Annotated in this window: 21 protein-coding genes; 11 read left to right on the top strand and 10 right to left on the bottom strand. The window is 70.7% G+C overall.

The genetic code is table 11. The features are described 5' to 3' along the window. The first annotated feature begins 76 nt into the window (after window positions 1-76). The 3 genes from aspS (at window position 77) to AC0IY1_RS13395 (ending at window position 3,139) form a co-directional block, all read left to right on the top strand. Entirely contained in the window at window positions 77-1,891 is a 1,815-nt protein-coding gene (gene aspS / locus AC0IY1_RS13385) for an aspartate--tRNA ligase (protein WP_471770229.1), read from the top strand. Window positions 1,892-1,961: 70 nt separating this feature from the next. Further along, window positions 1,962-2,291 carry a hypothetical protein gene (locus tag AC0IY1_RS13390; RefSeq protein WP_471770122.1) on the top strand — a complete coding sequence of 110 codons (330 nt, stop codon included), beginning with the start codon at window positions 1,962-1,964 and terminating at the stop codon, window positions 2,289-2,291. Between the two features lie 608 nt (window positions 2,292-2,899). After that, a complete protein-coding gene (locus AC0IY1_RS13395) occupies window positions 2,900-3,139 on the top strand; it encodes a hypothetical protein (RefSeq protein WP_471770124.1) in 240 nt (79 codons plus the stop codon). A gap of 128 nt (window positions 3,140-3,267) precedes the next feature. Here AC0IY1_RS13395 and AC0IY1_RS13400 read toward each other — a convergent pair whose 3' ends face one another. After that, entirely contained in the window at window positions 3,268-3,522 is a 255-nt protein-coding gene (locus AC0IY1_RS13400) for a DUF3297 family protein (protein WP_055950921.1), read from the bottom strand. Window positions 3,523-3,906: 384 nt separating this feature from the next. Between AC0IY1_RS13400 and AC0IY1_RS13405 the strand changes: the two genes are divergently transcribed. From AC0IY1_RS13405 to AC0IY1_RS13420, 4 genes are all read left to right on the top strand, one after another. Further along, window positions 3,907-6,240, top strand: coding sequence for an NADP-dependent malic enzyme (locus tag AC0IY1_RS13405; protein WP_055950919.1), 2,334 nt, complete (start codon window positions 3,907-3,909; stop codon window positions 6,238-6,240). Between the two features lie 167 nt (window positions 6,241-6,407). Next, on the top strand, window positions 6,408-7,382 hold the full coding sequence (gene gnd, locus AC0IY1_RS13410) for a phosphogluconate dehydrogenase (NAD(+)-dependent, decarboxylating) (protein ID WP_471770127.1): 975 nt from the start codon (window positions 6,408-6,410) through the stop codon (window positions 7,380-7,382). A 73-nt stretch (window positions 7,383-7,455) separates the two neighbouring features. After that, window positions 7,456-8,184, top strand: coding sequence for a 6-phosphogluconolactonase (pgl, locus tag AC0IY1_RS13415; protein ID WP_471770129.1), 729 nt, complete (start codon window positions 7,456-7,458; stop codon window positions 8,182-8,184). A 222-nt stretch (window positions 8,185-8,406) separates the two neighbouring features. Further along, window positions 8,407-8,883: a hypothetical protein gene (locus tag AC0IY1_RS13420; protein ID WP_471770131.1), complete on the top strand. Its 477-nt coding sequence runs from the start codon at window positions 8,407-8,409 to the stop codon at window positions 8,881-8,883. Window positions 8,884-8,966: 83 nt separating this feature from the next. Here AC0IY1_RS13420 and AC0IY1_RS13425 read toward each other — a convergent pair whose 3' ends face one another. The 9 genes from AC0IY1_RS13425 to AC0IY1_RS13465 form a co-directional block, all read right to left on the bottom strand. Continuing rightward, window positions 8,967-9,134: a hypothetical protein gene (locus tag AC0IY1_RS13425; protein WP_471770132.1), complete on the bottom strand. Its 168-nt coding sequence runs from the start codon at window positions 9,132-9,134 to the stop codon at window positions 8,967-8,969. Window positions 9,135-9,292: 158 nt separating this feature from the next. After that, a complete protein-coding gene (locus AC0IY1_RS13430) occupies window positions 9,293-9,490 on the bottom strand; it encodes a hypothetical protein (protein WP_471770135.1) in 198 nt (65 codons plus the stop codon). A gap of 144 nt (window positions 9,491-9,634) precedes the next feature. After that, window positions 9,635-10,927 (bottom strand): oxalate/formate MFS antiporter, encoded by a 1,293-nt coding sequence (gene oxlT, locus AC0IY1_RS13435; protein WP_471770230.1) that lies wholly within the window; start codon window positions 10,925-10,927, stop codon window positions 9,635-9,637. A 480-nt stretch (window positions 10,928-11,407) separates the two neighbouring features. Continuing rightward, entirely contained in the window at window positions 11,408-11,875 is a 468-nt protein-coding gene (locus AC0IY1_RS13440) for a hypothetical protein (protein WP_055950908.1), read from the bottom strand. Between the two features lie 87 nt (window positions 11,876-11,962). Continuing rightward, a complete protein-coding gene (locus AC0IY1_RS13445; RefSeq protein WP_055950907.1) occupies window positions 11,963-12,736 on the bottom strand; it encodes a DeoR/GlpR family DNA-binding transcription regulator in 774 nt (257 codons plus the stop codon). A gap of 107 nt (window positions 12,737-12,843) precedes the next feature. Next, complete coding sequence (gene pdxA / locus AC0IY1_RS13450; protein ID WP_055950905.1) at window positions 12,844-13,860, bottom strand: 4-hydroxythreonine-4-phosphate dehydrogenase PdxA; 1,017 nt, start codon at window positions 13,858-13,860, stop codon at window positions 12,844-12,846. Beyond that, the gene (locus tag AC0IY1_RS13455; RefSeq protein WP_471770137.1) at window positions 13,857-15,122 is read right to left on the bottom strand and encodes a four-carbon acid sugar kinase family protein; all 1,266 of its coding nucleotides are present in this window, start codon (window positions 15,120-15,122) and stop codon (window positions 13,857-13,859) included. Before AC0IY1_RS13455 ends, pdxA begins: the two co-directional genes overlap by 4 nt. Window position 15,123: 1 nt before the next feature. Next, on the bottom strand, window positions 15,124-16,149 hold the full coding sequence (locus AC0IY1_RS13460) for a 2-keto-3-deoxygluconate permease (RefSeq protein ID WP_055950900.1): 1,026 nt from the start codon (window positions 16,147-16,149) through the stop codon (window positions 15,124-15,126). A 355-nt stretch (window positions 16,150-16,504) separates the two neighbouring features. After that, window positions 16,505-17,248: a sulfite exporter TauE/SafE family protein gene (locus tag AC0IY1_RS13465; protein ID WP_055950898.1), complete on the bottom strand. Its 744-nt coding sequence runs from the start codon at window positions 17,246-17,248 to the stop codon at window positions 16,505-16,507. Between the two features lie 290 nt (window positions 17,249-17,538). Here AC0IY1_RS13465 and AC0IY1_RS13470 point away from each other — a divergent pair, with 290 nt between their 5' ends. The 4 genes from AC0IY1_RS13470 (at window position 17,539) to AC0IY1_RS13485 (ending at window position 21,706) form a co-directional block, all read left to right on the top strand. Beyond that, entirely contained in the window at window positions 17,539-17,856 is a 318-nt protein-coding gene (locus AC0IY1_RS13470; RefSeq protein ID WP_055950896.1) for a UxaA family hydrolase, read from the top strand. 25 nt (window positions 17,857-17,881) lie between these two features. Continuing rightward, on the top strand, window positions 17,882-19,144 hold the full coding sequence (locus AC0IY1_RS13475) for a UxaA family hydrolase (RefSeq protein WP_471770140.1): 1,263 nt from the start codon (window positions 17,882-17,884) through the stop codon (window positions 19,142-19,144). Window positions 19,145-19,331: 187 nt separating this feature from the next. Next, a complete protein-coding gene (locus AC0IY1_RS13480; protein ID WP_471770143.1) occupies window positions 19,332-20,684 on the top strand; it encodes a cation:dicarboxylate symporter family transporter in 1,353 nt (450 codons plus the stop codon). A gap of 80 nt (window positions 20,685-20,764) precedes the next feature. Continuing rightward, entirely contained in the window at window positions 20,765-21,706 is a 942-nt protein-coding gene (locus AC0IY1_RS13485; RefSeq protein WP_471770145.1) for an NAD(P)-dependent oxidoreductase, read from the top strand. Window positions 21,707-21,708: the final 2 nt, after the last annotated feature.

The raw sequence follows: 21,708 nt of genomic DNA on the forward strand, positions 1-21,708 counted from the left end.
ACCTCCCCCGCGTGAATGGTGCGCCGCTCAATCCCCAAAGCCCGTGATCCGTCAGCCCGTTATGCAGCAGCCCGTCATGCACCGTTACCGGACCCATACCTGCGGGGCGCTCCGGCCGTCCGACGTCGGCGAGAGCGTCCGCCTCTCCGGCTGGTGCCACCGCATCCGCGACCATGGCGGCGTGCTGTTCATCGACCTGCGCGACCATTACGGCCTGACCCAGTGCGTGGTGGATTCGGATTCGAAGGCCTTCCAGGCCGCCAACGCGGCGCGCTCGGAATGGGTCATCCGCATCGACGGCCGGGTCCGCACCCGCCCCGCCGGCACCGAGAACCCGGACCTGCCCACCGGCGCGCTGGAGGTCTACATCGACGACCTCGAGGTGCTCGGCCCGGCGGGCGAGCTGCCGATGCCGGTCTTCGGCGACCTCGACTACCCGGAGGAGACGCGCCTCAAGTACCGCTTCCTCGACCTGCGGCGCGAGAAGCTGCACGCCAACATCATGAAGCGCGGCGCGATCATCGACAGCCTGCGCCGGCGCATGCGGGACGGCGGCTTCTTCGAGTTCCAGACCCCGATCCTCACCGCCTCCTCGCCGGAAGGCGCGCGCGACTACCTCGTTCCGTCCCGCGTCCACCCGGGCAAGTTCTACGCGCTGCCGCAGGCCCCGCAGCAGTTCAAGCAGCTGACGATGATCGCGGGCTTCGACCGCTACTTCCAGATCGCGCCCTGCTTCCGCGACGAGGATGCCCGCGCCGACCGCTCGCCGGGCGAGTTCTACCAGCTCGACATCGAGATGAGCTTCGTCACGCAGGAGGACGTGTTCCAGGCGGTGGAGCCGGTCCTGCGCTCGGTCTTCGAGGAATTCGCCGAGGGCAAGCGCGTCACCGGCACCTTCCCGCGCATCCCCTATGCCGAGGCGATGCTGAAGTACGGCGTCGACAAGCCGGACCTGCGCAACCCGCTGATCATCGCCGACGTGACGGCGGAGTTCGCCCGCGAGGACGTCGCCTTCAAGGCCTTCAAGGGCGTGATCGCGTCCGGCGGCGTGGTCCGGGCCATCCCCGCCACGGGGGCGGCGACCCAGTCCCGCTCGTTCTTCGACAAGCTCAACGACTTCGCTCGCGCCGAGGGCGCGCCGGGGCTCGGCTACATCATCTTCGAGGACGATGGCGGCATGCTCACCGGCAAGGGTCCGATCGCCAAGTTCATCCCGGCGGAGGTCCAGGCCCTGATTGCGCAGAAGACCGGCACGAAGGCCGGCGACGCGGTGTTCTTCTCCGCCGGGACCGAGGCCAAGGCGGCGGCGCTCGCCGGCAAGGCCCGCATCCGCATCGGCGACGAGCTCGGCCTGTCCGACAAGGACCAGTACGCGTTCTGCTGGATCACCGACTTCCCGATGTACGAGTGGAACGAGGACGAGAAGCGGATCGACTTCTCGCACAACCCGTTCTCGATGCCGAACTTCGACCGGGAGGCGTTCCTCGCCCTCGACCCGGCGGATGCCGAGACGATCCTGAACATCAAGGCGTTCCAGTACGACATCGTCTGCAACGGCACCGAGCTGTCCTCGGGCGCGATCCGCAACCATCGCCCCGACGTGATGGAGAAGGCCTTCGGCATCGCCGGCTACGGCGTCGAGGTGCTGGAGGAGAAGTTCGGCGGCATGCTCAACGCCCTGAAGCTCGGCGCCCCGCCGCACGGCGGCATCGCGCCGGGCATCGACCGCATCGTCATGCTGCTCTGCGGCGAGCAGAACCTGCGCGAGGTCGTGCTGTTCCCCATGAACCAGCGCGCCGAGGACCTGATGATGGGCGCCCCCGCCGAGGCCACGCCGAAGCAGCTGCGCGAGCTCCACATCCGCCTCAACCTGCCCGAGAAGGGCGTCTGAGGCGGCCGCGCCCGGGCCCTCCCCGCACGGGGGCGGCCGCGTGCCTTCGGGCCGGCGGGACTCCGCGCGCATGACCGTCGTCCTCCGGCCCGCCGAGGCCCTGGCCCGCGCCGTCGAACGCCTCGCGGCGCAGGGCTTCGCGGTGGTGGCCCGCAACACCCGGGGCGACAGCGTCTACCTCAAGCCCGAGGCCTGCGCCTTCGCCCTGCGGGTCTCGAATCACGCCCGCACGGCAAAGCAGCGCAAGAACCACCCCGACGCCATCACCAGCCTCGTCCTGCGCGACCCGACCTCCGAGGCGGCGCTGGCGGAGGCGGTGGCCGTGGCGGTGCGGAATTTCGCCGGCGAGCGAGCGAAGCGGGAGCGCGAAACGGGTGCGAACGGACCATCCCAGGCCTGAATATAGGGCTAGAACAGGCTTTTATTGATAGATATTTGGGGTTCCATGAGAGAAGTGGGCCGGTCGCTCGATCTCTCCGGAGCTCCGCCCGCGTCCCACGCCCACCTCCCACGCCTGTATCCCTGTCAGGTCGTCAGAGCGCGGAACGCGCGACACGCCCCTGTGACCTCGCGGCCCTGAGAGTCGAACGCGGACGGCTCCGCGTCGGGCCTCTCCTCTCCCGGGCGTACGATCCCGATCTGCCCCGGACGCGGGCCGGCGAGAGCGGCTTCGCAGTGCTGCGTGCGACCCGGATCGCACGGATGGTGGCCTTCGATTTCCCTGGCATCCAGCGCATCATCGGGAATGAAAGAAGGCCGACCCGATGACGAACGCCAGGCAGATCGAGCAGGTTTTCGGGCCCCTGGCAGCGCAGGATGACGACCTGAAGCAGATCGGGTCCCCTATCTCGGGCTTCGTCCGGGCCGCCACGTGGCCCTGCGCGTCCTGATCGACCGCAGTTCGCACGAGGACGTCTGTACGCCGCAAAGGACGATGTTGCAGAGCTTCATGCCCGGTGCCGATCTGCTGACGAGCATCGGCTGTTCCGGCTACCTGCATCGTCCCGCGTGGCCGAATGGGACTGGTCGGACCCGGCGACGATCGAGAACCTGCTCCCGGTCATCGCAATGGGTGCACTTCCCCGGCTTCGAGCGATCGATGCTCCGTCGGCATTCTGGGCGGTCTGCACCGACGGCACCGATCGCAAGGTGCGGCAAGGGCCGGAAGCCTGCCTGATCTTCCACATCGCTCGCGGCGACCTGGATGCGGCACGGGCGCGAAACGCCGCCGGATGGTCCGGAGCGTGAGCGAGCCGCTTCTGGCCGGCGACCGGGCCGCGCTCGCGACAATCCTGCACGGCCGGGAAGCGGACAACATCCGCGGCACCGAGATCCAGCCCTACCGGGGGCCGACGCCGGTCCCGCCGAAGGACGCGTCAGCCCTCGGCCGGCGCGTCATCGCGAAAATACGGCTCCACGGGGCCCTTCAGCTTCACCGTCATCGGATTGCCGGCGCGGTCCAGGGTCTTGCCGGCCGAGAGGCGGACCCAGCCCTCGCTGACGCAGTATTCCTCGACATTGGTCTTCTCGACGCCCTTGAAGCGGATGCCGATGCCGCGCTCGAGGATCTTCTCGTCGTAGTACGGGCTGTTGGGATTCACAGCGAGGCGGTCGGGGGGCGTGTCGGACATCGTCGCGGGCCTTGGATCGGTTCAGGTCATGCGGAGCAGGAGCGCATGCGGGTACGGGATTCGGCGCGGGGCCGCAACGCCGGGCCGCCCGCCACCCCCGCCGCGGGGGCGGCCAGGAACGCAATCCCCGGCACGATGGAACAAAATGCGCCGATCGTCAGCGTCGGACCCCAGTCCGGACGCGACAGGAATGCCCCGCCGTAGGAGTTTGTGCCGAAGGGAAAACCGGCCCGGAGGGCGGGCGGGCACGGTCGATCCGGGTCTCCGCGCGCGGGTTGCGCCCATCCGGCAGCCGGTGCAACAGGAGCCCCCAGCGAAGATCCCGCCGATGATGGGAGACGCGCTCCGACGCCGGGGCAGCGCGCAATCCTCAGGAGGACGACCATGGGCGACAATATGTCCGACGATCTCAAGTCGGGAGCGCTCGTCTATCACCGACTGCCGCGGCCCGGGAAACTGGAGATCCAGGCGACCAAGCCCCTCGGCAACCAGCGCGACCTGGCGCTCGCCTACTCGCCCGGCGTCGCCGCCGCCTGCATGGCGATCCACGAGGATCCGCAGGAGGCCGCCACCCTCACCATCCGCCAGAACCTCGTCGCGGTGCTCACCAACGGCACGGCCGTGCTCGGCCTCGGCGATATCGGGCCGCTCGCCTCCAAGCCGGTGATGGAGGGCAAGGCCGTCCTGTTCAAGAAGTTCGCCGGCATCGACGTGTTCGACATCGAGGTGGCCCAGAACGATGTCGGCAAGCTCGTCGACGTGGTCTGCGCCCTGGAGCCGACCTTCGGCGGCATCAACCTCGAGGACATCAAGGCGCCGGAGTGCTTCGAGGTTGAGGAGCAGTGCCGGGCCCGGATGAACATCCCGGTCTTCCACGACGACCAGCACGGCACCGCGATCATCGTGGCGGCCGCCGTCCTCAACGGCCTGGAACTCGCCGGCAAGCAGCTCGGCGACGTCCGCATCGTCACCTCGGGCGCCGGTGCGGCCGCTCTGGCCTGCCTCAACCTCCTGGTGTCGCTGGGCGCCCGGGTCGAGAACATCACCGTCACCGACATCAAGGGCGTGGTCTACAAGGGCCGGCCCGAGCTGATGGACCGCTGGAAGGACGTCTACGCCCAGGAGACGCAGGCCCGGACCCTCGCCGAGGTGATCCCCGGCGCCGACGTCTTCATCGGCCTCTCGGCCGGCGGCGTGCTGAAGCCCGAATACCTGGAGAAGATGGCCGACAAGCCGCTGATCATGGCGCTGGCCAACCCCTACCCCGAGATCATGCCGGACCTCGCGCAGGAGAAGCGCCCGGACGCGATGATCTGCACCGGGCGCTCGGACTTCCCGAACCAGGTCAACAACGTCCTGTGCTTCCCCTACATCTTCCGGGGTGCCCTCGACGTCGGCGCCACCTCGATCAACGAGGAGATGAAGCAGGCCGCCGTGAAGGCGATCGCGGCTTTGGCCCGCGAGACGCCCTCCGACGTGGTCGCCCGCGCCTATGGCGGCGAGGCCCGGCCCTTCGGCCCGCGCTCGCTGATCCCGAGCCCGTTCGACCCGCGCCTGATCCTGCGCATCGCCCCCGCCGTGGCCCAGGCCGCGATGGATTCGGGCGTCGCCGGGCGGCCCCTGGAGAACGTCCAGGCCTATACCGACAGCCTCGACCGCTTCGTCCACCGCTCGGGCTTCATCATGAAGCCGATCTTCTCCAAGGCGAAGGAGAACCCCAAGCGGGTCATCTACACCGAGGGCGAGGACGAGCGCGTGCTGCGCGCCGCGCAGGCGATCTGCGAGGACAAGGTCGCGCGGCCGATCCTCGTCGGCCGGCCCCGGGTGATCGAGACCCGGATCAAGCGCTTCGGCCTCTCCCTCAAGCAGGGCGTCGACTTCGACCTCATCGATCCCGAGGACGATCCGCGCTACCGCGACTACGTCGCCACCTACCTGGAGGCCGCCGGGCGGCGCGGCATCACGCCGGACGCCGCCCGCACCCTGGTGCGCACCAACAACACGGTGATCGGCGCCATCGCGGTGCGCCGCGGCGAGGCGGACGCGCTGATCTGCGGCCTCGAGGGCCGCTTCGAGACCCGCCTGCGGGTGATCCGCGACGTGATCGGCCTCGCGCCGGGCGTGCTCGACTTCGCCGCCATGAGCCTGATCGTCACCAAGGAGGGCGCCTACTTCCTCGCCGACACCCACGTGCGGCCGGATCCCAGCGCGGAGGAGATCGCGGACGTGGCCGTGGCCTGCGCCGAGCACGTCAGCCGCTTCGGCCTGACCCCGAAGATCGCGCTCCTCAGCCACTCGGATTTCGGCCAGTCGGATTCGCGCTCGGCGGTGAAGATGCGCACCGCCCTGGGCCTGATCCGCGAGCGCCGGTCCGACCTCGAGGTCGACGGCGAGATGCAGGCCGATTCCGCCCTGTCGGAGCTGATCCGCGACCGGGTGATGCCGGCCTCGCGCCTAAAGGGGGCGGCCAACGTGCTGATCCTGCCGAACCTGGATGCGGCCAACATCGCCTTCCAGTTCGCCAAGGTGCTGGCCGACGCCCTGCCCGTCGGGCCCCTGCTCATCGGCCCGGCCAAGCCCGCCCACATCCTGTCGCCCTCGGTGACCGCCCGCGGCATCGTCAACGTCACGGCCGCCGCCGTGGTCGAGGCGCAGGCGGCCGAGATCGGCACCAGCCCGGTCCTGGCCGAGCCCGGGGTCGGGCCGACCTCCGCCTGAGGGCGGCGACGGCGTCCGGCAAGGGGGTGACCCGCGCGCCGGACGCAGGGGCGGCGGCCGGACCGCCGCCTCGCCCTGGCAGGCCAAATGCGATAGCCCTTCGCACGAGGGAGCGTGCGACGGCCGGACGCGAGTCCGGCGGCTCTTCGCGGGCACGGGAGACACGGATGCAACTCGGCATGATCGGCCTCGGCCGGATGGGCGGCAACATCGTCCGCCGGCTCCTGCGGGACGGGCACCAGGCGGTGGTCTTCGACCAGAACCCGGAGGCGGTCGCCGCCCTGGTGGCGGAGGGCGCCACGGGGGCCGACAGCCTCGAGGACTTCGTCGCCAAGCTGAGCGCGCCCCGCGCCGCCTGGGTGATGCTCCCGGCGGGCGCCATCACCGAGGCCGCGGTGACGACCCTCGGGGGCCTGATGGCCCGGGACGACGTCATCATCGACGGCGGCAACTCCTTCTACAAGGACGACATCCGCCGCGCCGCCGCGCTGAAGGGCGCCGGCATCCACTACGTCGACGTCGGCACCTCCGGGGGCGTCTGGGGCCTGGAGCGCGGCTACTGCATGATGATCGGCGGCGACAGCGCCGCCCTGGAGCGCCTCGACCCGATCTTCCGGACCCTGGCGCCCGGCCTCGGCACCATCCCGAAGACCCCCGGCCGCGAGGGCCGCGACCCGCGGGCGGAGGCCGGCTACATCCATGCTGGCCCGAGCGGGGCCGGCCACTTCGTCAAGATGGTCCATAACGGCATCGAGTACGGCCTGATGCAGGCCTATGCCGAAGGCTTCGACATCCTCCGGCACGCCGATTCCGAGGACCTGCCCGAGGCCCAGCGCTTCCAGCTGAACATCGGCGACATCGCCGAGGTCTGGCGCCGCGGCAGCGTGGTCTCGTCCTGGCTCCTCGACCTCACCGCCGGGGCCCTGGCCCAGGACGAGCACCTGGAGGACTTCTCCGGCTTCGTCGCCGATTCCGGCGAGGGACGCTGGACCCTGAACGCCGCCATCGAGGAATCCGTGCCGGCCAACGTGCTCTCGGCCGCCCTCTACGCGCGCTTCCGCTCCCGTGAGGAGGCGAGCTACGCCGACAAGCTGCTCTCGGCCATGCGCAAGGGCTTCGGCGGCCACCAGGAACCGAAATAACCCCGCGGCGGTCGCCCCCGCGTCCGGCGGCCTGTCCCCGGACGCGTCCCGCCCCCACCGAGGTCCCGCGCCGATGATCCCCCTGCCCGAGGCCGCCGAGATCCTGCCCGATGCCGACGCGGTGGCGGGGGCCGCCGCCGAACGCCTCGTGGCCCTCTGCGATTCGGCGCCGCGGCCGGCCATCGCGGTCTGCCTCTCCGGCGGCGCGACGCCCAAGCGCCTCTACGCCCGGCTGAGCGGCCCGGATTACCGGGCGCGGCTGCCCTGGGAGCGCCTGCACTGGTTCTTCGGCGACGACCGGATGGTGCCGTGGACGGATGCGGCGAGCAATGTCCGCATGGCCCGCGAGGCCTTCGGCGATGCGCCGATCCCGGAGGGCCACCTGCACGGGATGGACACGGGCGGAACCCCGGAGGAGGGCGCGCGCGCCTATGCCGAGACCCTGCGGGCGTTCTACGGCGCTGCCGTCCTCGATCCCGCCCGGCCCCTGTTCGACCTCGTCCTCCTGGGCCTCGGCGAGGACGGGCACACGGCCTCCCTGTTCCCCGGCAAGCCGGCCCTGGCGGAGCGGCACGCCTGGACGGCGCCGGTGCCGGAGGCGGGGCTCGCCCCCTTCGTGCCGCGCATCACCCTCACCTTTCCGGCCCTCGCCTCGGCCCGCGAGACCCTGGTCCTCGTGACGGGCGCCGGGAAGCAGGAACCCTTACGCCGACTCGCGCGCGGCGAAGACCTGCCTGCCCGCCATCTGCGCAGTGTTGGCCGCCTGGTCTGGCTGGTCGACCAAGCGGCGGCAGGGGGCTGATCTGCACGATCGCAGAGTTTCGTCGGTCCCGGCCGACGCTTCACTGATAAAAGATGTTGATTTGTCGGTATCGGTAGGCGAACACTTTCGGATTGCCGGAATGTCCCGGTCTCGCAACGCTGTGTCATGGGCGTGGACTCTTCCGTAGGCCTGTCCCGCCGCCCTGCCCCTCACCGGCGGTGGCGCCGCACGCCCCGGCACCGGATCGGACCGCTGCGCTCCGTGTCCGAGGCCGCGCCGCATCCGATCCTGCGCGGCATGCGCTCGGGGGCGATCGCGGGCCTCGCCCTGGTGGCCGGCCTCGGCCTGCCCATCCTGCTGGTTTTCACCGTAAAGGCCCCCTCCCCGGTCATGGACGAAGCGCCCGCCGTCGCCCGGGTCTGGGCCGCCGAGCCGGTCGCGCGGGCCGCGGCCGATCCTCCGGTGCCCCCCCGTGCGCCTGCCAGGGGGCCGGTCGCGGCGGCGGGAGCCGGGGCCGAGCCCGTTCCGAGCCGCGACGCGCGCGGCGCGGGCCCCGCCGCCCCGGCGCCGACCCCGGGGCGCGGGGACGGGAGCGGCGCGCGCTCGGCCCTCAGCCTCGACCTGATCCCGGTGCTCGACGATGCGAGCGGCGCCCTCGCGATCGAGGATCCGGCGGCGGCCGCCAAGCCGGTCCGGCCGGCCCGCGCCGCCGCGGCCAAGCCCTCCAGAACCCCCTGACGCCGTCCGCTCACGGCGCGGCATGAAAACACCCGCCGCGACGGACGCCGGGCGGGTCGAAACGTCGGGTGGACGCGCCGCGATCAGGCGGCGCGACGGGCCGTCTGCAGGGCGTTGTCGTTGAGCGTCACGAACATGCCGGCGGAGCCCGTGTCGGCGACCGACGATCCCGTGGCCTCCTCGTCGATCAGCAGGGCCAGCATCGGGCCGATGGCGACGGCGGCCAGGCCGAGAACGAACAGGGAGAGCATCGTGGGATCCCGGGTGCGGTGCGACGGATCGTTATCGCACTGCACAACGGAGCTTGGTATGCCACGGGCCGCAAGGCGGTCATGCGGCCGGGGCCGGGCTCGCCGGCCGGGGTGACGGACAGGCGCTGCCCGTCGATCCTGCGACGCCGAAGCCGCGGCTAGCGATGTACCGGCTCGGGGAGAATCGGCGGCAGGGGCAGCAGGTAATAGCCGCCGACCAGCAGGATGGCCGAGAGGACCAGGCCGAGAGAGGACACGTACAGCACGGTGAAGACGTCGCGATTGAAGTCGGCGGTCTGCAGCACGACGAACGCGAAGGGGATGCTCACCAGTGCGAGGAGGACGGAGAGGACCATCTCGTCACCTTCTTCGAAGCCTTGGCCGGTTGGAAGGCTGATTGATACCGCCGGGGATCGCCGGGAGCGCGGATGGCTTCGAGCCGGGCTCTGGGCCCGGCTCGCGAGAGTGGCCCCGGCCCGAGGGCCGGGGCGCGGGCCGGGTCAGGCGTGGGCCAGAACCCCGGCCGGCTGGGCGACGCCCTGCGCGGCGTGGTGACGCTTCAGCATCGGCCGCAGCACGGCGATGGCGAGGAAGGCCGCGATGAGGTCCATCACCGCCACGGTGTAGAGCACCGTCGCCCAGGTCCCGGTCGCCTGCATCAGCAGGTTGCCCACCGGCACGAACAAAGCGGCGAAGCCCTTGGCGCAGTAGAGCACGCCGTAGATCTTGCCGATGTGCTTGGAGCCGAAGGTGTCGGCGGCGGTGGCGCTGAACAGCGAGTAGACCTCGCCCCAGGCCAGGAACACGATGCCCGAGAGGATGACGAAGGCCCACGGGTTGGTGCCGAAGTAGCCCAGCGCGACGATGCCGAGGCCTTCCATGGTGAAGGCGATGAACATCGTCTTCTCGCGGCCGATGCGGTCGGAGACGTAGCCGAAGAGCGGGCGCGAGATACCATTCATGATCCGGTCGAGCATCAGCGCGAAGGGCAGCGCGGCCATGGCGAAGAAGTACAGGTTGACCTGGAATTCCTTCACGCCGAGGTCCTGCGCGATGACGCCGAGCTGGGCCACCGCCATCAGGCCGCCCGTCACCGTGCAGGTGAACATCAGCAGCATCACCCAGAAGACCGGCGTGCGCAGGGCCTCCCGCAGGGTGTAGTCGCGCCGGGTCTGCAGCACCTTGGTGGAGAAGATGACCTCGTCCTTGGCCGGCGCGCGCAGGCCGAGGGCCGCCAGCATGATGATGCCGCCCTGGATCAGCCCGAAGATGAAGAACGCCTGGGCGTAGCTGCCCTGCGAGATCATGTTGGCGATCGGGATGATCGTCAGGGCCGAGCCCGCGCCGTAGCCGCCCGCCGTGAGGCCGACCGCGAGGCCGCGCTTGTCCGGGAACCACTTGAGGGCGTTGTTGATGCAGGTGGCGTAGACGCAGCCGACGCCGATGCCGCCCGCCACCGATCCGGCATAGAAGCCGGTGAGCGAGGTGGCGTAGGAGTTGATCACCCAGGCGAGGCCGGTCATCAGGCCGCCGAACAGCACCACGCGGCTCGGGCCGTACTTGTCGATGAAGTAGCCCTCGATCGGGGTCAGCCAGGTCTGGACCACGACGAAGATCGTGAAGGCGACCTGGATCGCCGCGCGATCCCAGCCGAAGGTCTTCTGGATCTCCGGAACGAAGAGTGTCCAGGCATATTGTATATTCGCGGCCGCGACCATGCAGGCCACGCCGAGGATCAGTTGCAACCATCGATTGACGGAAGGTTTCGTCATAGGGGGCGCGGCAGCCGTCATCGCCATGAGCTGAGTTCCTCGTTTTGCTTAAGACCGAGCAGTCAGTGCTGAATATCCCGGTCGGAATGCTGGAATGCGGCCCGCACGCCTGAGGCGAATCCTGTGGTTCACTTGCCGGGCAGCGCACTTGCATTATTTGGTATGCCACGAACCCGTGCAAGCAGAATAATTCTACAACGGGTCGCGATTTTTCGGGATTAAACCCATTGCCGGGCGCGTTTACGGGCTTGGACCCAGTCCTGACCTGGTCGATGTCGGATCACGACGCGGCTCGCCGGCCGATGATCGCTGGTGCCGGATCGCAATGCTGTCCTCTGACTGGCGTGACCGCGGCTTTTACCAGGACAGGCTCCGGGAAAGCCTTCGCGGGACATTCGGCGGGATACTCGGCGGGCACTCGGAGGAGCACTTGGAAGCCGCGCGGTCCGACGCGCTTGCCAGCGGGGCGCCAGGATCGGGTCGTGGCCCGGCCGCGATCCCCTAGCGGGGCAGGCGCAGGAGGCGCGGCCGCCAGATGCCGAGGACGACGTTCGCGGTGGCCACCGCCAGCAACACCCAGAGCGTGTTGCGCTCCGGCCCGAGGGTGGCCGCCAGGGTGGCGGGATCGACCCGTCCCGCCAGCGCCAGGGCGCTCTGCTCCGCCTCCTGGCGCATCGGTCCCTGCACGTAGACGAGCACGCCCTCGAACATCAGCACGCCGGTGGCGAGCTTCAGCCAGGCCCAGCCCGCGTTGAGGAAGCCGCGGTTCAGGGTCATGGCCAGCAGGCCGGAGACCAGGGTCAGCGCCAGGCTCGGCAGGACGATCCAGGTGGCAACCGCCCCCATGGCGGCCCGCGCCGCGGCGTAGCCGTCGAGGGCGCTCGGCGGCGGCGCCACGCCGAGCATGACGACGAGGGCCGCCATCGCGCCCAGCAGGCCGGTCGAGCCCATCGTGTGGAGGAACTTCATCAGGCGTCGCCGCACGGGTCCGGCCTCCGGCTCAGGAGCGGGCGATCCTAGCCCGGGCGGATGGTCCGGCGGTAGCCGGTGCGCGCCTCAAGCGTCCCGGTCGGTCGCCACGTGGATCCGGGCGCCGGCCTCGGCCAGGCGCCGCAGCTGCTCGCGTGGCTCGGCCGAATCCGTCACCAGGGTCCAGTCGCGCGGAAGGGGGGCCCAGGCGGTCTGCTCGGCGCGGCCGAGCTTGCCCGCATTGGCCAGCACGATCACCTCGCGCGCCTGGCGCATCATCAGGGACTTGAGGGCGACCTGATCGAGGCTCGCCTCGCACAGGCCGCGCCCGGCCACGACGCCGTCGGCGCTGACGATCGCCCGGTCCGCCGTCATCAGGCGCAGGGCCTCGATGGCGAGGGGGCCGACGGTGCTCATGCTGGTGGCCCGCAGGGCCCCCCCGAGCACGACGAGGTCGAGCTCCGGGGCCTCGGCCAGGAAGGGCAGCAGCGCGAGGTTGTTGGTGATGATCCGCAGCCGCCGCTTGGCGAGGAGCTGGCCGAAGGCCGCCACCGTCGAGCCGGCATCGAGGATCAGCGTGTCCCCGTCCGCCACGAGGTCGAGGGCGGCGCGGGCGATCGCCCGCTTCTCGGCGCCGTTCACCGCGAGCCGCTCGGTCAGGGTGGTCTCGGGCGGGTGGCGCGTCAGGATCGCCCCGCCATAGGTCCGACGTACCGCCCGGGTGGCGGAGAGGTGCTGGAGGTCGCGCCGGACCGTCGAGGCGGAGACCTTCAGGCGGGCCGCGACATCGTCGACGTCGATCTCGCCGACGCTCAGCGCCTCCAGCAGCAACGCCCGACGCTCCTGGCTGCGCATCGACATGGGTTCGTGGCTCTCCCGGCTTCGGTCCCTCGTCATGGCCGAGGTCGCGGCCGCTGGCCAGGGCGTTTCACCCGGGTCGGCGGCCGCGGCGCGGGCGGGACGCGGTGTCAGGCGGCGATCGATTTCGGCGCCAGGTCGACCGCCTGGCGCAGGGCCTCGATCAGGCTGCGCTCGTCCGCGATCCCCTTGCCGGCGATGTCGAAGGCCGTGCCGTGGTCGACGGAGGTGCGAATCACCGGCAGGCCCACGGTGATGTTCACCCCCGCCTCGAGCCCCAGGACCTTGATCGGGCCGTGTCCCTGATCGTGGTACATGGCCACCACCATGTCGTAGTCGCCGCGCCCGGCCAGGAAGAACAGCGTGTCGGCGGGCAGCGGCCCGCGCACGTCCCAGCCCTTCGCCTGGCAGGCCGCGATGGCCGGGGTGATCTTCTCCGCCTCCTCGCCGCGCCCGAACAGGCCGTTCTCGCCCGCATGGGGATTGATGGCGCAGACGCCGATCTTCGGATCGGCGATGCCCGCCTTCACCAGGACGGCGTGGCCGCGGGCGATGACGCGCTCGACGAGGCCGGGCTCGATCTTCGCGATGGCGTCGATGAGGCCGATATGGGTTGTGACGTGGATCACCCGCAGCTTGGGCGAGACCAGCATCATCGAGACCTCCGGTGTGCCCGTGAGATGGGCGAGAAGCTCGGTGTGGCCGGGGAACTTGTGACCGGCGGCGTGGAGCGCCTCCTTCGACAGGGGGGCCGTGCAGATGCCCTGGGCCTGCCCGGCCTGCACCACCGCCACGGCCTTCTCGATGTAGCGATAGGCCGCCTCCCCGGCGACCGGCGAGACTTGCCCGAACGGCAGGTCGGCCGGCACGACCTTGAGGTCGAGGCACTGCACCGCGCCGCCGTCGAAGTCCGCCTCCCCGGCCGCGGACAGGGAATCGACCGTCAGGCCGGAACCGACGATCCGCCCGGCCTGCCGCAGGCGCTCGGCGTCGCCGATGACCAGGGGCCGGCACGTCGCCTGGACGTCGGCATGGGCCAGGGCCTTCATGATGATCTCCGGCCCGATGCCGGCGGGATCGCCCATGGTGATCGCCAGGGTCGGGCGGGTGGAGCTGGGGCCGGTCATGAGAAGCGTCCTTCGGTTCGGGCGACGCGCAGGCGCGCGCGAATGCGGATGAGGGAGTCGGCGTCGCCGAAGGCGCCGGCCTTGGTGGCGACCGGCACGGTGAGCCGTCCCAGGGTCAGGCCGAGGGAGACCCCCGGCTCGATCTCGTCGACGAGGCGGATGCCGTCGACGCCGAGGCGCGCCAGCAGCGCCGCGGCGGTCTCGCCCCCGGTGGCCGCCACGGCCCCGATCCGGCCCGCCACCGGGTCGAGGGCCTCGGCGAGGCCCCGGGCCAGGCGCGGGCCGAGGGCCATGTCGGGCTCGCCCGCGGTGGTGATCTCCACCAGGGCGTCGCCGCCGGCCTCGAGGATGGCGGCGACGCGGCCGGCGAAGGCGGCCCGGCCCGGTCCGTCGTCGAGCAGCGTCTCGGGGTCCACGGGCAGGTGGGTGACGCCGTCGCATCCGGCAAGCCTGCGGGCGGCCGCGCGGCTGGCGGCCGCCAGCGAGCCGACCACGATCAGGCTGCCGAAGCGGCTCGGCGGGTGCGACCGGGGCGGGATCGCCGGCGCCGTCGGGAGGCCGGCGAGCGCATGCGCGAGGCCCGCGCTGCCGATGAAGAACGGGACCGGCGCCACGGACAAGCCCGCCGCCGCGATCCGGCCGAGGTCGGCCTCGGTCTCGGCGTCGCAGACCGCGACGGCCGGCCCCGCGGCGGCGATCCGGGCGAGGTCGGCGGCGAGGCCGGGTCCGCGGACGGCCGCCAGCGGCACCGTCTCGCTGCGGATCCCCGCGCTGGCGAGGACGGCCCCGAGATCGGCACTCGCGTAGGTGTGGTCGCGGCGCCAGACCTCCGCCGCCTCGAGGGGGCGGCCGTCCACCCGGACCCGGCCCTCCAGCGTGGTCCGGCCGGTGGCCGGGAAGGCCGGGGCGCAGATCCCGAAGGCGGAGCCGGTCTGGGCTGCCAGGACCGCCATGGTGGCGGCGGTCTCGGCGGCGGGCTGGCCCCGGAGGGTCGAATCGATCTTCTTGAACAGGACCCGGTCCGGTTCGAACCAGCGTCCCAGCAGGTCGGCGTGCCGCGCCGCCGCCGCTTCCCCGGACAGGCCGCGGCTGTCGGCGTCGTAGGCCAGCACCGCGAGGTCCCGGTCGGCGACGCCCGCGGCGTCCCCCCAGGTCACCGCCGCGTCGAGGCCGCGTCGCCCGAAGGCGATGGCGCAATCGGCCGCCCCCGTCAGGTCGTCGGCCAGGATGAGCCAGCGGCGGGCCGAATCGGCGGCGGTCATGTCAGCGGCCGGCGACGGGCGGCGCGGGCGCCGCGACCTCCGGGCTCCCGGCCTCGCTTTCGGTCTCGACGTCGGCCGCGCCGCCGAAGCGCCGGGAGGCCCAGGCGGTGGCGATCGGCACGAGGATCGCCGTGACCACGACGCAGGCCGCCACCAGGATCGTCGCCGGCCCAGCGGCGTCGGCATAGGCCGGGTTGGCCGAGGCGACGATCGCCGGCACGGCGGCGGCGTTGCCTGCCGTCGAGGCCGCCGCGATCCCGGCGACGCCGGTCCCGCCCGTGAGCCGGTCGGCGAAGAACAGCGGGATGCCGGTGACGATCACCACGGCGACGCCCATGGCGAGACCGAGCAGGCCCGCCTGCCAGACCTTGCTCAGGTCGAGGCCGGCCCCGAGGGCGAAGGCGAAGAACGGGATCATCACGGGAATCGCCCGGCTGAGGAAGGCGCGCATCTCCCGGTCGAGGTTGCCGATGATCATGCCGACGAGGAGCGGCAGGATCGCGCCCACCAGGGTCTGCCAGGGAAAGGCCGAGAGTCCGGCGACCCCGAGGGTCACCATGGTGAGGAACGGCCCGCTCTCCAGGGACATCACGGTGTAGGCCCCGACGTCGCGAGGGCGGCCGTACTGGCCCATCAGCGCCATGTAGAGGCCCCCGTTGGTGTCGTTCATGGCGGCGACCACCGCCAGGGTGGAGAGGCCCGCGAACATGCCGGCCGCCACGGGCGCCTCGCCGAGGACCTGCCCGAAGATCAGCCCGAGCAGGATGGCGATGCCGACCTTCACGATCAGCAGGGTGCCGCCCTTCTTCATGATGTAGGGCGTCGCGCGGAAGTCGATGCTGGCGCCCATGCAGACGTAGAAGACCGCCAGGATCGTCAGGGCGCCGGAGAAGAGCGCGCCGGTGAACGAGCCGAACAGCTTCGGCGTGCCGGGAAAGAAGGTGGCGATCAGGGCGCCGGCCAGGAGCGGCACCACCATCATGCCGCCGGGCACCGCCTCGATGGCCCGCTTGATCGGAATCTGCATGCGCGTTTCCTCCGTGCGCGTTTCGCGCAATTTTTTCGCTTTTGAAGATGGTGCATCGATCCGGATCAGGAGCCGATCGTATCGAATCGCATCATTCTGCGCATAACGCGCATGGCGTCAACAATTTTGCGTGATGCGCGCAACCTTGGGCGGACGGGCCGTCGCCGAAGCCCCGGCGTGCGGACCGCGCATCCGGCTGAGGCTGGATCGTTTCGCGGAGACCGCCCGGGGATCGCGAACGCTTCAGGAAGAAACGCCTCGCGGCGAGCTGAAGAAACGGCGCGCGAAATCAAGCGTCCCGAAGACCTGGTGTTCGGTCTTCTCCCCCCTCTCCGGGGCCAGGCCCGGCGGCGCCTCAGGGCAGCAGGCCGGGGAGCGCCAGGGCGGTGGTGGTGATGCCGATGGCGGCGAGCAGCGCCAGGACGAGGGCGCGGAACCGGCGCTGGTCGATCTGCGCGAACAGCGACAGCCCGGCCAGCACGCTGACGAGGACGATGGGGAGGCCGAGGGCGAGGTCGCCCAGCAACTCGGGCGGGAACGGGTTGAGCACGGCCAGGATCGCCAGGGACCAGACCTGCAGGACCAGGGTGAAGCTCTGGTAGACCGCCCGCTGCATGCGCGGTTCCCAGCCACGCACCAGGCTCCAGGCGGTGGGAAGCGCGCCCGACAGCCCGGCGATGCCACCGAGGATACCGCCGAGGAAGCCCACGGCGCCGTCGCTCCAGGCATTGCCGAACGGCACCCGGAAGTCGCTGCGCAGCAGCGCCACCCCGGCGCTGTAGAGGATCAGGAAGACCCCGATCAGCACCTTGATCAGGGCGGGATTGAGATCGTTGAGGAGGTAGATGCCGATCGGCGCCCCGAGGAGTCCGGGGCCGATCATCGCCAGGGCCGTCGCCCGCGGCGGCAGGGTCCGCAGCCGCATCACCGACAGGGCCTGCGAGAGGATGCTGCAGGTCAGCACCAGGGCGGTCGCCTCGACCGGCGCCCGGATCGACAGCAGGGTGCCGGAGGCCACCAGGGCGAAGGCGAAGCCCGTCAGGCCGGAGATGAGGCCGGCGCAGGCGAGGCACAGGACGATCTGGAGGGTCTCGCTCACGCGGCGTCTCGGTCTGCGGGGATCGTCGGGAGGCGGACCGGCCGGACCGCGGAACGTGAGTATTTATGTCTTATATAAGATTACGCGGGGATCAAGCCGGTGGCGATGCGGGCGACGGGCCGCTCGGGGGAAGCGGATGGCCGGCGGCGCGTTTCCCCGGGCGGGATCGCTCCGGACGCGTCCGCTGACACGACCGGGGCGCCTTCCGGATTGACGCCGGAAAATCTCATGTCTTATACAAGACTCAGTCGCCGCAAAGAGCCGACGGCTTCACCAAGGAGGATCTCGGAATGAACAGCCACGCCGGATCGGGCGAGGGGCGGACGAAGCCGCACCTTCTCGCCCACAGCCCGCTGGACAACGTCGCCGTCGCGGTCATCGAGGGCCTCGGTGCCGACACCGATGCGTTCGGCGTCATCACCGAAAACGATTCGACCTTCGCGGTGCATGTCCGCCACGACATCCCGATCGGCCACAAGGTGGCGCTCACCGACCTGAAGGCCGGCGACACGGCCATCAAGTACGGCCAGGACATCGGCAAGATCATCAAGGACGTCGCCAAGGGCGAACACGTCCATGTCCAGAACCTCAAGACGAAGCGCTGGTGAGGTCGCGATGCCCGGAGAGACGATCATGAACGCCCCCGAGACCACCTCCCCCTTCGTCGGCGGAGCCCCCGACCAGTTCGCCACCGGCGCCCTCGGCGCCGCCCGCCCCTCGGCGGACGTCAAGGCCGCCACCTTCATGGGCTGGCGCCGCGAGAACGGCCGCGTCGGCGTGCGCAACCACGTCGTCCTCCTGCCCCTGGACGATCTCTCGAACGCCTCCTGCGAGGCGGTCGCCAACACCGTCAAGGGCACGATGGCCCTGCCCCACGCCTATGGCCGCCTGCAGTTCGGCGAGGATCTCGAGCTCCACTTCCGCACCCTGATCGGCATCGGCTCCAACCCGAACGTCGCCGCCGTGGTGGTGATCGGCATCGAGGACCAGTGGACCAACCGGATCGTCGAGGGCATCGCCAAGACCGGCAAGCCCGTGGTCGGCTTCGGCATCGAGGGTCACGGCGACATCGCCACCATCGCCAAGGCGAGCTACCAGGCCAAGCGCTTCGTGCAGTGGGCGACCGAGCTGCCCCGCGAGGAATGCCCGATCTCGGACCTCTGGATCTCGACCAAGTGCGGCGAGTCCGACACCACCACCGGCCTGTCCTCCTGCCCCACCGTGGGCAACCTCTACGACAAGCTGATCCCGCAGGGGATCTACGGCGTGTTCGGCGAGACCTCGGAGATCACCGGGGCCGAGCACCTCTGCCGCGAGCGCGCCGCCACGCCGGAGATCGGCGACAAGTGGTTCGCCATGTGGAAGTCCTACCAGGACGACGTCATCGAGGCCCACAAGACCGACGATCTCTCGGATTCCCAGCCGACCAAGGGCAACATCCTCGGCGGCCTGAGCACCATCGAGGAGAAGGCGCTCGGCAACCTCGAGAAGATCGGCCACGACTGCCGCTACATCGACGCGCTGCAGCCGGCCGAGTCCCCCGCCAGGGGGCCGGGCCTCTACTACATGGACACCTCCTCGGCGGCGGCCGAGTGCGTGACCCTGATGGCGGCGGCGGGCTACGTGGTCCACACCTTCCCCACCGGCCAGGGCAACGTCATCGGCAACCCGATCGTCCCGGTGATCAAGATCACCGGCAACCCGCGCACGGTGCGCACCATGGGCGAGCACATCGACGTCGACGTCTCGGGCGTGCTCACCCGGGAGATGACCATCCCGCAGGCCGGCGACGCCCTGATCGACATGGTGGTGCGGACCGCGAACGGACGGCTCACGGCCGCCGAATCCCTCGGCCACCGCGAGTTCGTGATGACGAAGCTGTACCGGAGCGCCTGACCGGCGGCCTCTCCCGCCGCGTTCCGGCCCGGAACGCGGCGTCCCGCCCCGACGCCATCGGGGTTTCTGCGAAGGCGGAATTTTTCGCGAAGTGATGAAGACCGCAGAGCGGCGCATCCCGTTCGAAGCGCGCGTGGGAGGAACGCCAATGCAATCAGCGCCGATACGATCCGCGCCCATACGTTTCTTGCGATCGATCTACGGTCAGGTCCTGATCGGCATCGCCCTCGGCATCGTCGTGGGCGTGCTGGCCCCCGGCTTCGCCGTCGGCCTGAAGATCCTCGGCGACATGTTCATCAACCTGATCAAGATGGTCGTCGGGCCGGTGATCTTCTGCACGGTGGTGGTCGGCATCGCCCATGTGGGCGACATGAAGAGCGTCGGCCGGATGGGCCTGAAGACGCTCGTGTATTTCGAGGTCTCGACCACCGTGGCCCTCGGCGCCGGCCTGCTCTTCGTCAACCTGCTGCGGCCGGGCGACGGCATCAACGCCACGGTGGAGAGCCTGGACGCCAAGAGCGTCGCCACGATCGCCGGCAAGGCCCACGCCCAGAGCGTGATGGAGATCATCGCCAACATCATCCCGCACAGCGCCGTGGACGCCTTCGCCAAGGGCGACCTCCTGCAGGTGATGTTCTTCTCCGTGCTGGTGGGGATGGGCCTCGCCGCCATGGGGCCGAAGGGGCAGTTCCCCCTCAGGGTCATCCACGCCTTCGGCGATATCCTGATGAAGGTCGTGGGCATCATCATGCGCTTCGCCCCCATCGGGGCGTTCGGGGCCATGGCCTTCACCATCGGCAAGTTCGGCCTCGGCATCCTGGCCCAGTACGGCATGCTGATCCTGTCCCTCTACCTGACCTTCTTCGTGTTCATCGTGCTGTTCCTCGGCGGCGTGATGCGGTTCTACGTGGGCTTGAGCCTGTGGAAGCTGTTCCTCTACGTCCGCGAGGAGATGTTCATCCTGCTCGGCACGACCAGCACGGAATCGGTCCTGCCGCGCCTGATGGCCAAGCTCGGCGGTCTCTCCGTCGAGAAGGGCGTCACCGGCCTGGTGATGCCGGCCGGCCTGTCCTTCAACATGGACGGCTCGTGCATCTACCTCACCATGGCGATCGGCTTCATCGCCCAGGCGCTCAACATCCCGCTCACCTGGGAGCAGGAACTCGGGATCCTCGCCATCGCGCTGGTGACCTCGAAGGGGGTCGCGGGCGTCGCCGGGGCCATCCTGTTCGTGCTCGCCGCCACCCTGCAGGCGTCCCAGCTCCTGCCCGTCGCCGGCATCGCGCTGATCATCGGCGTCGACCGCATCCTCAACGAGCTGCGCTGCATCACCAACGCCATCGGCAACATGGTGGCGACCCTGGTGATCGCCCGCTGGGAGGGCAAGATCGACCTCGCCCATGCCCGCGCGGTCCTCGACGGGCGCATCCAGCCCGACCTCGACAGCCTCGACGAGCCGGACGAGGCGTTCGAGGAGGCGCCCGCCCCCCCGAGCCCGGCCCGCCACCGGGCGATGGCCGCCGCGCTCCCCGCCACCTGACGCGCCGCGTCCCCGCAAACCGGAGGCCCAGTGCCATGACGCCACCAGATATGACCCCATCCCCGACCCGGACCGGCCGCATGCCGAAGGTCGTGATCGCCGAGTTCATGGACGAGGCCGCCATCGCGGCCGAGCTCGGCGGGTTCGCCACGCACTACGACCTGGCCCTGGTGGACCGGCCCGAGGATCTGCGGGCGGCGCTGGCCGATGCGGACGCCCTCGTGGTCCGCAACCGCACCCAGGTGAACGCGGCGCTCCTGGCCGCCGCCCCCGACCTGAAGGTGGTCGGGCGCCTCGGCGTCGGCCTCGACAACATCGACCTTGACGCGTGCCGGGCGCGCGGCGTCGCCGTCTATCCCGCCACCGGCGCCAACGACGTCGCGGTGGCCGAGTACGTCATCGGCACCGCCATGCTGCTCCTGCGCGGCGCCTACGGGGCCAGCGCCGCGGTGGCGGCCGGGACCTGGCCGCGCAACGCCCTGATGGGCCGGGAGATCTCGGGCAAGCGCCTCGGCCTCGTCGGCTTCGGTGCCATCGCCCGCGAGACCGCCCGGCGCGCTCTCGCCCTCGGGATGCGGGTCTCGGCCTACGACCCCTTCCTGCCGGCCGACGACCCGGCCTGGCGACCGGACGGCGGTCCGGTGGTGCGCGCCGATCGCGACGGGCTCATCGCCGACAGCGACGTCCTCTCCCTGCACGTGCCGCTCACGCCCGAGACCCGGGGGATGATCGATGCGGGCGTCCTCGCCCGGATGCCCGCCGGGGCGGTGCTGATCAACGCCGCCCGGGGCGAGGTGGTCGACGGCGCCGCGGTTGCGGCGGCGCTCAGGGCCGGGCACCTCGGCGGGGCCGCCCTCGACGTCTTCCCGCACGAACCCCTCGATGCCGCCGCGGGCGCCCTCTTCCGCGACCTGCCCAATCTCATCCTGACGCCGCACATCGCCGGAGTGACCCGGGAATCGAACGTGCGCGTGTCCCGCGTCACGGCCCAGGCCGTGCGCCGCCACCTCTCCGAGGACTGAAG

The sequence above is a fragment of the Methylobacterium sp. AC690 genome (genome assembly GCF_979256535.1).